Annotated in this window: 10 protein-coding genes; 2 read left to right on the top strand and 8 right to left on the bottom strand. The window is 29.7% G+C overall.

The window, feature by feature from the left end:
* Positions 1 to 21 precede the first annotated feature (21 nt).
* Entirely contained in the window at positions 22 to 1,137 is a 1,116-nt protein-coding gene (locus CSPA_RS07675; RefSeq protein ID WP_015391661.1) for an aminopeptidase, read from the top strand.
* Positions 1,138 to 1,596: 459 nt separating this feature from the next.
* On the opposite strand, the gene CSPA_RS07670 is transcribed toward CSPA_RS07675, so the two are convergent.
* Positions 1,597 to 2,427: a methyl-accepting chemotaxis protein gene (locus tag CSPA_RS07670; protein WP_017810772.1), complete on the bottom strand. Its 831-nt coding sequence runs from the start codon at positions 2,425 to 2,427 to the stop codon at positions 1,597 to 1,599.
* Positions 2,428 to 3,056: 629 nt separating this feature from the next.
* On the opposite strand from CSPA_RS07670, the gene spoVB reads away from it, so the two are divergent.
* Positions 3,057 to 4,553, top strand: coding sequence for a stage V sporulation protein B (gene spoVB, locus CSPA_RS07665; protein ID WP_015391659.1), 1,497 nt, complete (start codon positions 3,057 to 3,059; stop codon positions 4,551 to 4,553).
* Between the two features lie 122 nt (positions 4,554 to 4,675).
* On the opposite strand, the gene CSPA_RS07660 is transcribed toward spoVB, so the two are convergent.
* From CSPA_RS07660 to CSPA_RS07630, 7 genes are all read right to left on the bottom strand, one after another.
* Positions 4,676 to 6,289 (bottom strand): putative polysaccharide biosynthesis protein, encoded by a 1,614-nt coding sequence (locus CSPA_RS07660; protein ID WP_015391658.1) that lies wholly within the window; start codon positions 6,287 to 6,289, stop codon positions 4,676 to 4,678.
* Positions 6,290 to 6,301: 12 nt separating this feature from the next.
* Positions 6,302 to 7,273, bottom strand: a complete 972-nt coding sequence (locus CSPA_RS07655) for a pseudouridine synthase (protein WP_015391657.1) — start codon at positions 7,271 to 7,273, stop codon at positions 6,302 to 6,304.
* A gap of 442 nt (positions 7,274 to 7,715) precedes the next feature.
* Positions 7,716 to 8,897 carry a M20 metallopeptidase family protein gene (locus tag CSPA_RS07650; protein ID WP_015391656.1) on the bottom strand — a complete coding sequence of 394 codons (1,182 nt, stop codon included), beginning with the start codon at positions 8,895 to 8,897 and terminating at the stop codon, positions 7,716 to 7,718.
* Positions 8,898 to 8,974: 77 nt separating this feature from the next.
* Positions 8,975 to 11,065, bottom strand: a complete 2,091-nt coding sequence (locus tag CSPA_RS07645) for a cell division protein FtsA (RefSeq protein WP_015391655.1) — start codon at positions 11,063 to 11,065, stop codon at positions 8,975 to 8,977.
* A gap of 398 nt (positions 11,066 to 11,463) precedes the next feature.
* Entirely contained in the window at positions 11,464 to 12,216 is a 753-nt protein-coding gene (locus tag CSPA_RS07640; RefSeq protein ID WP_015391654.1) for a hypothetical protein, read from the bottom strand.
* A gap of 117 nt (positions 12,217 to 12,333) precedes the next feature.
* Positions 12,334 to 13,134 (bottom strand): hypothetical protein, encoded by an 801-nt coding sequence (locus tag CSPA_RS07635; protein WP_015391653.1) that lies wholly within the window; start codon positions 13,132 to 13,134, stop codon positions 12,334 to 12,336.
* A gap of 89 nt (positions 13,135 to 13,223) precedes the next feature.
* On the bottom strand, positions 13,224 to 13,613 hold the full coding sequence (locus CSPA_RS07630; protein WP_015391652.1) for a hypothetical protein: 390 nt from the start codon (positions 13,611 to 13,613) through the stop codon (positions 13,224 to 13,226).
* Positions 13,614 to 13,701: the final 88 nt, after the last annotated feature.

Here is a 13,701-nt window from a genome sequence, read left to right as displayed (position 1 = left end):
AAATTCAAGGAGGAAACATATATGATAGATCCAAGAAATACTCAACTTGCAAATAATTTAATTAATTATTCTTGTGAACTTAAAGAAGGTGAAAAAGTCCTTATCGAATCTAATGGAATGGAATCGCCTTTAGTTACAGAATTAATAAAAGAAGCATATAAAGTTAAAGCTGTTCCTTTTTTAGCTGTAAACAACAGCGAATCAAAGCGTGAATTACTAATGGGCGCTACTAAAGAACAATTAGAACTTATGGGTAAATATGAAGCTATAAGAATGAAGGATATGGATGCTTATATAGGAATTAGAGCCAACAAAAATTCTTCTGAGCTTTCTGATGTTCCAGAAGAAAAAATGAATTTATATAACAAACATATTTTTTCTGAAGTACATTCTAAAATAAGAATCAAAAGCACTAAATGGTGTGTTTTAAGATATCCTACACCTTCTTTAGCTCAAGATGCAGATATGAGCACAGAAGCTTTTGAAGATTTTTACTATAATGTTTGTAATTTAGATTATTCAAAAATGTCAGTAGCTATGAATTCATTAGTTAACTTAATGAATAAAACTGATAAGGTAAGACTTGTTGGTCCAGGTACTGATTTAACTTTTTCAATAAAGGATATTCCTGCAATTAAATGTGATGGTAAACTTAACATTCCAGATGGAGAAGTTTATACAGCTCCTGTTAAAAACTCAATTAATGGTACTTTAGCTTATAATACTCCATCAATTTATAATGGATTTGCTTTTAATGAAATAAAATTTGAATTTAAAGATGGTAAAATTGTAAATGCTACAGCTAATGATACTGAAAGAATCAATGCAGTTTTAGACACTGATGACGGTGCAAGATATGTTGGTGAATTTGCAATTGGTGTAAATCCATACATCCTTCATCCTATGAAAGATACTCTATTTGATGAAAAAATTGCTGGTTCAATTCATTTCACTCCAGGAAATTCTTATGATGATGCTCCAAATGGAAATCATTCAGCTATTCATTGGGATTTAGTATTAATTCAAAGAGCTGATTACGGTGGCGGTGAAATCTATTTTGATGATGTTTTAATTAGAAAAGATGGTTTATTTGTAATTGACGAACTTAAAGTATTAAACCCTGAAAATTTAAAATAATATTATCAAGGACTTTTAACTAAACTACAAAAGCACTAAATGGAAGCTTGTTCTCTTCTTTCCAATCAAAAAATTGGAACTAGAGCGTAGCTTCCATTTAGTTATTTAAAGGAACTTCCCTGTTTTTAATTATAGATATCCAATTTAAGAATAAAACTTATAAATGGAATATACATGCATCATTAAGAAATTATAATCGAACACTACACTAGAAATTAGATACATATTTGTGCAAGCGGCATATGAAATTAAGCTGTGATGGTTATTAGTGGAAGGTTGTTCCACTTTCTGCTTGTCATAAATTTACTTTAGGAACATGCAGAAATGGGTGCAACCTTCCACTTAGAACCCATCCAGTGAAAATTTCATTAGTCCGCTGTAATAAATATGTGTTTAATTTCGGTAAGTTCCGCATATGTCTAATTCTCGCTTTGGATATCTTTACCTATTTATGTATAATTATAGCCTATCAGCTAATTCTTCTAATTTCTTTGCTGTAACATTCAGCTCTGAAATTGATGCAGCAATTTCTTCTAAAGCAGCAGATTGATTTTGAGAAACATCATTTGATTTACTCAAATTATTATTAATACTTCCTATTGCCAATGAAATATGCTTTATTACATCGTCAATTTTTTTAATTGATTCATTTGAGGAATTTGATAATTTTCTAATTTCTTGCGCAACAACACTAAAGCCTTTTCCTGCATCTCCAGCTCTAGCAGCTTCAATTGAAGCATTTAAGCCCAAAAGATTAGTTTGAGACGAAATACTTTGAATAAAATTTACTATTTCATCAGTATTTTGTGCTTTTTCATTAGCAACCTTTGTTTCCCCCAACAATTTTTCATTCATTCCAGCTAAATCTTGTACTCCTGTTGAAATTTCATTAATGCCTGCTGAAATTTGCGAAAGGGATTCTGTTAAATTTTTTGTAATAGTGGTAACCTCATTTTTCTTTGCTAAACTTTTTGCCACTGCAAAAACACCAACAATTTTATTATCTTCTTTTATTGGAATTGCATATGACTTCATTACAACCCCATATACACTTTCAGGCACAACCTTTATAGCAGCGTTTCCAGTTCTTATTACCTCTGCTATAGCTCCTCCTGCTGGAATCTTGTCACCTTCTTTTGCACTCAATTCCAATTCCTTACAATATCTCGTTGCAACATATTTTTCCGTATCAGTTATTCCCATTGAAACATCCTCATCAAAAAGCTGTTCTATTACTGGCATTGCATTGTAGAAAAAGTTTATCATTTCTATATTTGAAATTTTATTCATATTATCTCCCCCTAATAATTGCGTTAATAGTCTTTCTAATATAATTGTATCTTCCTTAATAAACTTTGTAAACACATCTTATGAACTATTAGCATTAACATTAAATTCTTAATTCATAATTTGTGATTATTTGGAATATGTTTTATTGTAGGGCACATCTAAAACTTCAATTATAGATATCCAAATTAATAATCAAACTTATAAATGGAACATACATGCACAATCGTAACACTACACTAGAAATTAGATACATTTTTCTGGAAGCAGGCATGTGAAATTGAGCTGATGATGGTTGTTAAGCAGATAAGTGAAAGTCCAAATCTATGATTTGGTTTCTTGAACTTAGTTAACTCATTCATGAGTTAACCTCCTTTAAAAAACTGATTTGGCGTGAATCGAGTTTCCTCTACGGCTTGTTTCATTTAAAGCTTGTCCAGATTTTACATCTGGAACACGCTGAAATGACGACAAGCCGCCATTTAGAATCTTCCAGCGAAAATTTCACTAGTCCTGTGGAAGATAAATGTATCTGATTTCGGTAATTGTTGCATAAGTCTAATTCTCGCTTTGATATCTATAAGTATTACATATTTTTTGCATTGTGCCAAGCTTAAAGGAGTGAAATAATTTTGCCTAATGACAATTTTTTAAAAAATTCTTTTTTACTTATAGCCTCAAATATAACCACTGGGATCCTTGGCTTTATTTTTTCTATATACCTTTCTAAAGTTTTAGGTGCTGAGGGAATGGGTTTGTATAATCTTGTTATGCCTATTTACAATTTATTTATATGTCTTATGACTGCTGGTATCGTTGCATCAATTTCTAAAATAACTGCTGTTTACAATCAAAAGGGTGAACATCAAAACATAGTCAAGACCATTAGAATTGTTTCATTGTTTAATATATCTTGGGCTTTCTTAATTGGTATTATTGTTTTTTTATCAGCCCCAGTCATAGGCAAATATGGAGTTAATGACGTTAGAACTATAAGTGCAATAAAAGTAATTTGTCCTGCTATGGTATGTATAGCAATTTCTAATATTCTAAAGGGTTACTTTTATGGAACTTCAAAAATTACAGTTCCAGCTATAATTGATATTTTTGAAAAAGCTATGAGAATTTTAACTGTAAGCCTTCTTATTTTCTTAACCAAAGCTCAAACCCTTGAAAGCATGGTTACACTTGCTACAGTTGCACTATGTATAGGCGAATTTCAAAGTTTATTTTTTTTATATATTTATTATAAATATTCAATCAAAAAAATGCCTTTATCAAAAGAACGAACAGAAAGTAGAGTTCAGCTTCTTTTTGATGTCATAGTGATAGCACTTCCTTTATGTCTAAATGGCTTTTTAACTAATATTTTAGGAACTTTATCTACCTTAATTGTTCCTAGACGGTTACTTGCTGCTGGTTTTAATTATCCTACAGCTTTATCTATGATTGGAAAATATACTGGAATGGCTCTTAGCGTAATTATGATACCATTAATTATTGTTACTACAATTAATACCTTACTAATCCCAGATCTTTCTCAATCCTTGGTATTAGGTAAACAATATGAAGCTTCCATTAGAATTAAAAAAGTGTTAAAAGTTGCTTTTTTACTTGGAATAGCAACTTCGATAATTTGTAATGTAATCCCAAATTCCTTGGGAGAAATGTTTTATAGCAGATCTGATTTGGGACAATATATAAGATTTGCTTCCCTAACTTCACCAATATTTTTTCCTGCAATAACTATGTTTGGAATTTTGAATGGACTAAATAGACAAGGTATTATTCTAAGAAACTCCTTAATTGAAGCTATAATTGAATTGATATGCTTATTTATCTTTACAGGTATTCCTTCAATTAATATTTTTGGATATAGTATAACCATGCTAATAGCCTGCACTATTGGATTCATCCTTAATCTTCATGAGGTTAAGAAACATATTAATCTTAATTTAAACAAATCTAATATTATAATATATTTAATGCTTGGTTTTTTAACTTTTTTAATTATAAATATTTTTTCAAAACATATATATACTCACTCCTTAATTATAAATAATTTCATTATCATGGGCCTTGTTTTCTCAATATTTGTTTACCTTGGAACTTTCGGAGAAAATGAATAAAACCTAGAACTATCTAAACAATAATCCTAGGTTTAATAATTAATTATCAATAATAAATGCTCAATTATCAATACATATGTACACATTGATAATTGAGCATTATTTAAGTTGATCACTTATAATTATTTAAGTTTTTTCCTTAGGAATCTAGGAAGATAGTTATAAATCCTTACAGAAATAGCATCTACATCACTCTTTCTAATTCCTCCAAATAATATCATTATGTATAAATAAGCAAACCCTGAAACAGAAATAATAATTATTGTTGATATTAATTTCAATGCCATATTTCCATTTGTAATTGTAATTAATATATTTGTTGGTGTTTTAAGTATATATATAACTAATGCCATTATTGCTGACGCAAAAAGTGGTTGAAGCATATTTCTAAATAGTGGAATTTTCACCCTAAGAGCTTTCTTTAAAGCTCTTTGATTTAAAATCATTGGTATTACAAACCACAAAAAGTTACCTGCAACTACTCCTAGAATATTTATATCATGTATTCCAACTAAGATATAGTTTGCAGCTATTTTAGCAATTATACCTATACAAAAAGTACCAAGGACAAAATAAAGCTTGTTCATACTTTGAAGTATAACGGTTTGTATTTGTACAACAGCCATAAGCACTAGTACTACTGAACCTATTACCATTAAATTAAATCCTTGTTCTGTTCCATATAGTAATTCAAAAACTTCCTTTGCCATAGCAGAAAGCCCTACAGCTGCTGGTATTGTTATTATAAAAGTTAATCTAAAGGCAAAAGAAGACTTTCTCCTTATTTCTTTCTTATCCCTTAAGGCCATAGCTGCTGCTATAGTTGGCAAAACAGTTGTTCCAAGCGCTGTTACAACTATAAGCGGAACTGATAACAAAGTTTTATACCTACCTAGTACACCATAAAGCATTTGAGCTTGTTCCATACTAAAGCCTGCAAACGCCAGTCTACTATTTACATTAACCATATCAACTAAGCTTCCGAAATTTTGAAGACCTGAAGTCAATGTAATTGGCAACCCATATCTAATTAATTTTTTAATTATATGCCTTGTCCTTACTCTTTTGTTATCTTTTTGTTCTTCAATAGATTCTTCTTCATAATTATTTCGGCTATAAATATAAACCATGTAAACACAGGCTACTGCTGCTCCAACCGAAGTACCAATTGTACCTCCAGCACTACCATATTTAATACTTATTTTAACTAAGAAATATGCACATGCTAAGCTTACAGCAATATTGATAACTTGCTCTAATACTTGAGATACGGCTATAGCAGTCATACTATGTCTACCTTGAAAATATCCTCTATAAGATGATAAAAGCGTTGTAACAAATATACTTGGAGCTAGCATTAATATTCCATAGGATGCATCTGGATTTCCAATAGCATCTCCAATATTAAATGCAAATAACATCAAAAATATTGTTATAACTGCTCCTACTACTGCTAAAATAGTCCGCGATATTTTAAGAGCCCTCACAGCATCATTAGGTTTTCCTAATGCCGTAAGTTCTGCCACTACTTTTGCTATAGCTGGCTGAGTACCTAAATTTGTAACTGCATAAGCAAATAAAAATACTTCATAACAGTTTTGATATATTCCATAGCCGTTAAGCCCTATTATTCTTTGAAGAAGAGGTATGTAAAATACTGATATTACTTTCGTTAAAAGCCCAGCAACTGAAAGAATTAAAAAGCCTTTACTACTGCTGGTCGACTTCTCTTCCATAATTACCTCCTGTTAAAGTGAAAATTTAAATACATCTTGCTTTATTTTTTTAAGTATTGGAGGTAATGCAACTGCAATAGTCTTATTTCTTAAATATTCAAGCTTACCATTAATTTGTCTGAAATTTAATTTGTATGCATATAAATATTGATAATTTAAACCATATTTATTTTCAAAAAATGAATTTAGTTTCTTATCTCCATATTTATTATCTCCAATAATAGGGTTTCCTAAATGAGCTAAATGAGCCCTAATTTGATGACTTCTTCCTGTAATTAAATTAATATCTATAAGGGAATAAGCACCATTAGTTTCTACTGTAGTTATTTTCATTGCAATTTTTTTAGATCCCGGAACTTCTGTTTCATATATCTTTGAAATATTAGTTTCAGGATTTTTTAAGATATAAGCTTCATGAAGTCCATCTCTTATTTTTCCTTTTGCTAGAGTGTAATAATATTTTTTAACTTCATCTTCTCTTATAGCTTCGTTAATACATTTTAATCCTTCAAAGGATTTCCCAAAGACAACCATTCCAGCTGTATTTCTATCAAGCCTATTACATGCTGCTGGTGTAAAGGTCAATTCATTCTCTGGTATATAATCACCTTTTTCATTTAAGTATGAAAGTACATAATCTGTAAGATTAGGTTCCTGACTCTCCTTATTATCTGAATGCACTAATACATCAGGCCACTTCTCAATTATTAACACATTTTCATCTTCATATACAATTTTAATTCTTTTAGGATCAACTTTTATGAATTTTTCAGATTTGTCTTCTTTATTGCTTTGTATGTATTTAATTTCAACGATATCTCCTTCTTCTAGGAAATATTTTTCATTTTGCTTTTTACCATTTACTCTGATATCTTTTTTTCTTAAAGCCTTAAAGATAGCACTTAATGGTACATCCTTTAATAATTTTCTTAAAAATTTATCTAATCTCTGGCCCGCCTCATTTGGACCTATTTCTATTTTCAAATATAATCCCACCTTTTGTTCAGTTTACAGTTTACAGTTTACAATTTACAGTTAACAGTTGTAGTTGTTCAGTCTACAATTCACAGTTGTATTTCACAATTTACAGTTGCAGTTTATAGATCACAATCTACAATTTAGAGTTTCTGTTGCAGTTGGTCAGTTTACTAGTTATTGTTTCTATGTTTGCAGTTGTTGCTTTTCAGTTTTATGGTTAACAATTTCAATTTTATAGTTTTCAATTGACATTTTTCATTTAATCATCCTTGTGAATTTTACCTTTTTAATCACACCTTGTCAATTCTAATATTTCCGAACACTCTAATAAGGCATAAATGGTCAATTATCAATATTCAACTGTCCCAGGTCAATGATTGACTGACAATTGAACACTGATCCTTGACCACTGAACATTGCTATGTCTATTATCCTAATTTCTCTTTGCTTATTTAGCTAAATAATTATAAGCTGCTAACGCTTGAATAGAAACCCCTATGGTAAGGCAATCTTCATCAATGTTAAACAAATTGCTATGAGCAGGTTCAGTAGTTCCTTTTTCTTTATTTCCTGAACCTAAGAAATAAAATGCACTTGGCCTTTCATTAGCAAAGTAAGCAAAACTTTCAACCCCCATTTTAGGAGCTCTTTGCTCTATAACATTTTCTCTCCCTATAATTTCTGTTGCACTATCACAAATTAAATCTACAAATTCATCAGCATTATAAAGACACGGATAACTTTCATCTACTTTTATTTCTGCCTTTGCTCTAGACATTTGAGCAATTCCATTTACTACTTCATTTAATCTTTTTACTGCAAAGGCTCTATCTTCTTTAGTCATAGTTCTAATCATTCCACTTAAGGTTGCTTCCCCTGGAATAATATTCTGAGCTGTTCCAGCCTGTAAAGTTCCAACTGTTATAACAATAGGATTTACAGGAGCTATTTCTCTGCTAACTATTGTTTGAAGTGCTACTACAATATGACTTGCAATCACAATTGGATCAACAGTAGTATGAGGTGAGGCCCCATGTCCTCCTTGTCCTGTAATCTTAATGTTGAATGGATTTGAAGCTGCATTTACAACACCTTTTTTTATTTTAATAGTTCCACATTCAGTTTCTTCATCTACATGAAGTCCAAGAACGCAATCAACCTTTGGATTTTCTAAAACTCCTTCATTTATCATAGGAGTAGCTCCCCCCGTTGTTTCTTCAGCCGGTTCAAATAATAACTTTACATTCCCAGAAAATTCATCCTTATGATCATTTAATAACTTTGCAGCCCCCATAAGAATTGTCGTATGTGCATCATGTCCACAGGCATGCATTTTCCCATCTATTTTAGATTTAAATTCACAGGTTTTCGCATCTTTAATAGGAAGAGCATCAATATCTCCTCTTAAAGCTACCGTTTTATTATTGCCTTCTTTAGTTCCTTTTATAATTCCACATACACCTGTTTTAGCCACTTCAATATATTGTATTCCATTTGCCTCCAAGAAAGCCTTGATCACCTTAGAAGTTCTCACTTCTTCAAAGCCAAGCTCTGGATGCTCATGCAAATCTCTTCTTATTTTAATTAATTCCTCTTTTATAGCGTCTGCTTCATTTTTAAAATCTATCACTTATTGCTTCCTCCATATTTCTTAATTGATCATTGTTAATATTGCCCATTTATAATTATCTACTGACAATTATTCTCCTAGTTTTTACTCCAAAATACTTCTACAACATCGCCTTCTTTTAACTTAGCGGTATATGCAGCTTTCTCCCCATTCAAAGTTAAATTAATTATCCCTTGAGCTATAGTCAAATTAAAATCTATATAGTCAAAAATATCAACAATAACATATTCTGATTTTCCCATTAATATTTTATTTTCTCCATTGATAGTTACTGTTATACTATGAAATCCATCATTAATTATTGCAGGTTCTTTTTTAGATGAACTATCTATTACTTCTTTATCAAGTTCAATAGTTGCCTCCTCCTCAAAGCCGTCAAACTCTTTATCATCATTTACTATGTTTTCTTGAACAGTTTCAATTTCATCAACTTCTACAACTTCTTTAATAATATAATCACCTTCGATTAATTCATAATCATCCTCTAAAGGCATATCATCTTTTATTAAATTCACTTTTTCTTTTAAAACATATTTTTTAAATTCGCTTACCTTAGTTGGCAAAAACACTCTTATATCATCATTGTTTTTTATTATATAATTTATAGTTTCTGGCTTTTCGTTAACAAGAATTATAGGATCAATGTTTATTATTTCATCTCCTAAATTAATAGCTATTGAATTAATATTTCTAATATGTTCAGATAATTTAGGTGCCGCATCTCTACCATTTTGAGCATATTCTAAGTTTATATTGTCATTAGCTTTAACTTCTGTTTCTAAAGTTGCCTCTTCTCCATTAATTGTAATTTTAGCATTGGTACCATATTCACCAAAGACAATTCTCTTGCAGCCATTATAATTGAATCTAGCACTTTTACCATTTTTACTTATTAATAATGAAGGATTTATTCCTGCTTGAAGTAAAACATCCATGATTGTATGCTTATGGGAATTAAACAAACTAATTACATCATTATTTAAAATAACGTCAATAAAGTCATTTCCCATACTCCTTAATGCCGTTAAAGCAATTCCTAATACAGTTACTCCAGCTGATCCTAGTTTATTATCAGAAATACATTCAATTACTGCTTGTCTATCCTTAATAGCAATTCTTTGAGGTGGTAAATTTAATTTTTCAGATATTGCTTCTAAAATGCCTGGTGTGTGTGCTCCACCACCAACTAAAAATACTGCACTAGGAGCTTTCCCCCCATTTAATTCTAAAGTTTTCTTAGATATTTCATCTGCTGTTTTAGTAACAATAGAATTAATAAGCTTAAACACATTTTCTGATAAAACTGTATTTTCCATTCCTAAAACATCAATGTATGTAACTTCTTTTTCATTTACTATAGATCTTTTAATATTTTCTGCAGTATTAAAATCAACTAGATATTCCTGCACAATTGTTTCTGTAACTTCATCTCCTGCCATTGGCACCATTCCATAAGCTGAAATACTTTCTTTTGAACTTATTGCTATATCGGAAGTACCTGCTCCAATATCTACTAAAGCAATATTTAAAAGTCTTAAATTCTTTGGTATAGCTGCTTCCATTGCAGCAATTGGTTCCAAAGTTAAATTTACAACCTTCAAATTAACTCTATTCATAACCGCATAAAGAGAATCTATTACAGATCTTGGTAAAAATGTAGCTATTGCTTCAGCTCCAATATTTTCTCCCTTATGACCAATTAGATTAGATATTAAAAATCCATTTAAATAATAGTTTTTTACTGAATATCCAACACAATATAGTTTTCCTTCAGTTACAGCAGAAATTTCTTCTTCTGCTTTCTTAACCGCACTTAATTCAAGGCCTCTTACAATTTCTTTATTGACTTCTTCATCTTCATTAAGCTCAAGTTCAGTCTTAACATCAATTGTCCTAAGGAATCTTCCTGCCGCAGCAATTGATACTTCATTTAATTGTATTTGAAGTTCTTCTTCTAAATAACTTTTAACTTTTTGAACAACAGATGCTACTAAAGTTATATCGTGAATTTGTCCATCTACCATGGCTCTTTCTTCATGTTCCAAGTATTTCTCACATACTACTTGAAATTTTTTATCTTTAATTATTCCAACTGTTCCTATAATAGATCTCGTACCTATATCTAGGGCAAAAATTATATCTTTTTGATTAAACCTTTTTAATTCCATATAAACACAACCTTTATTTATCTTATTTATATTTCTTAATTATTGATAAATACACTATAAATTATATATTATTAGGCATATTCATACAATGTTTTATTAGTTCTATATATCTTAAAAAAGCAATAAACAAATCCATTAAGTAATTATCTAATAATTACTTAATGATTTTATATACTATTTAAACAGTTTTAACGTAATATAGATTAGAATTATCAGTCATAAATTATAATTATGTACAAGCGATAGTACTTAGAGATAGGTGATGTAGAGAAGAAATGAATATCTTTATAATAAATTCAACAATAATTTCAATAAAAAAAGGCAAGGTTATACTAAAATAATCTTGCCTTTAAAAGCTTCAAGACTCTTATATTTTCACTAATATAGCATACTTTACTCTATATCTTCTCAAATTTCCCAAGAGCTTGAATATTTTTTTCCATATTTTCTTTTAATTCTTTGACTCTCCTAGCACTTTCTTCTTTAAATGCCTTTATTCTATCTATAGTATCATATAACCCTTTATACGAAGCTTTTAAGCATTCCAATGCAGCTAAATGACCTTTAACCTGATCACTTGTTGACTTACTTGACATAACTTCATCAATATTTAAGCCTTTACTATCTCCCATATATTGAGCAAAAGTTTCTTTTTTATCTGCACCTTCTTCATAATATTTCTTTAAAGCCTCTTGATATTTTTTTATTATCTCTTCACTTGTGCCTTTTGCAACACCATATTCTAAATTCCCAATATGTTTAGAAACATCAGCGAAATCCATTGAATCTATGACTTCATCTACATTACCAGATAATATAGCATCTAGTTCTTTTGAATATCCTTTATCCTTTGAAAATAATGCTTTATTAGCTTTACATACATCTTTTACATTTTTTATAGCTTCATTTTTTTCATCTTCTAATTGTACTCTTCTCTTAAAGTTCTCTTGATTTACCTTATCTAATATATCATTCATTTGAGCTTTCTGATCAATAATATTTTTGATAAAACTATCATTATTAGAGTTCTTTTTGTTTTTATCTTTTGAATTAAGAGTAGTATTTAATTGAGCGTTTTTTTTCTTTTCTTCAATAATGTATTCATGCATTTTTTTATATACACTTACAGTACTACCACTTCTTATATTCACCCTTCCACCTTCTTACTTAATATGTTTATATTGTATTTTTCGAATTATATTAAGTAATCTTTACTGAATAGCTTATACAACTTTCATAGAAAATTAATTTTTAACTACATTAATTACTCATTCATCACTGGAATTGTTGTCATCAGCAGTTTTATTTTTTTCTTTTTTATATTCCTTATCCATATATTTTTCAATATTATTTATTATTTCTTCAGTACTAATATTTTTTTCTTTCCTCTCTTCAGTTTCAATTACTGTAGTTGGAGTAAGTGTTACATAAGATCTATTTTTAATTTGTCCTGTCTTTTGTAAATAATCTGCTACCACGTTATCTGCATCCAATGAACCCGTTAACAGCCACTCGCCATATAAATTTCCAAATTTATTGCTAAACCAATCTGTTGTATATGTATTAGAATACTTAAACAATTGATATATTTCTCCAACAGTGTTATGTCTCTTTACGCCATTATCGTCTACCCATTCAACAACTTTATTTTCATCAACATTTCTTATATCCTTTACTTGAACACTTTGAATTCCATTTTCCAGTTTAAAATAAATTTCTGCTACACTTTCATATTTATGCCCCCTGAGTTTCTGCCACCCTGTCATATCTCCTGTTGCTGGCTCAGAGTACTCTGTTTGATTTTGAGTATTTGATGTTGTACTAGCTCCATTAGAATCTAAATAATGTCCATCTATTGTAGTATCATGGGCCATATATCCATTAGCATTAAAATAATACAACTTACCATTTATATTTCTCCAGCCAACAGACCAAGAATTTCCTTCTGTATTCCACCAGCCATTACTATCAGATTTCCATTCTGCTGAAACGCCTATTGGATTTAAAGCAAACACTGAAGTTACTATTAATGAACTTATAATTACATTTTTTAATTTTGGTTTTTTCATCTATTTTCCCCCTAAAATTTATATACCATAATTATACATCAGTGCATATTTCAATTAAATATGTAAAATTAGCATTTATCAAATAATCTTTATTTGACTTCTTCTCCAATTTGAATATTTTTGCATATGATGTCATACATACCATAATCATCAAAATATAATCTATAATGTTTTATCTTCTCTACTTCTCCACCAAAAGCTTCATCAATAGGTCTATTTTTCAAATCCCAAACTGTCAACAAATCACTTTTGATTCTTGAATTATCAATTTCAACTAATCCAAAAGTATAATCACTAGTATCCATATACTCGCATTCAGTATAGGTAAAACTATAGATTATTTTAAATTTTATTGAAATCACACTGCTTAATCGCTCATCTTCATACGAATATCTAATTATTACCATACTATTATTCATTTGGACATATGGTTCCTCTTCACATTGACTTGTTGGTTTAGGCAATTGAATTTTCTTCATATAAATTTCCCTTTTAAATTTTTAGTAATTTAATTAGCACACTTTCATTTAAGAAATATATCTAAGACAAAGTGAGTTTTATCCTTTA

This window comes from Clostridium saccharoperbutylacetonicum N1-4(HMT) (assembly GCF_000340885.1).
GTDB lineage: Bacteria > Bacillota > Clostridia > Clostridiales > Clostridiaceae > Clostridium > Clostridium saccharoperbutylacetonicum.
This window is presented reverse-complemented; position numbering and strand designations above follow the sequence as displayed.

Bases quoted from the DNA above. Each gene is read 5' to 3' on its own strand.
- CSPA_RS07675 (WP_015391661.1), top strand. From the start codon at position 22: ATGATAGATCCAAGAAATACTCAACTTGCAAATAATTTAATTAATTAT.
- CSPA_RS07670 (WP_017810772.1), bottom strand. From the start codon at position 2,427: ATGAATAAAATTTCAAATATAGAAATGATAAACTTTTTCTACAATGCA.
- CSPA_RS07660 (WP_015391658.1), bottom strand. From the start codon at position 6,289: ATGGAAGAGAAGTCGACCAGCAGTAGTAAAGGCTTTTTAATTCTTTCA.
- CSPA_RS07645 (WP_015391655.1), bottom strand. From the start codon at position 11,065: ATGGAATTAAAAAGGTTTAATCAAAAAGATATAATTTTTGCCCTAGAT.
- CSPA_RS07635 (WP_015391653.1), bottom strand. From the start codon at position 13,134: ATGAAAAAACCAAAATTAAAAAATGTAATTATAAGTTCATTAATAGTA.
- CSPA_RS07630 (WP_015391652.1), bottom strand. From the start codon at position 13,613: ATGAAGAAAATTCAATTGCCTAAACCAACAAGTCAATGTGAAGAGGAA.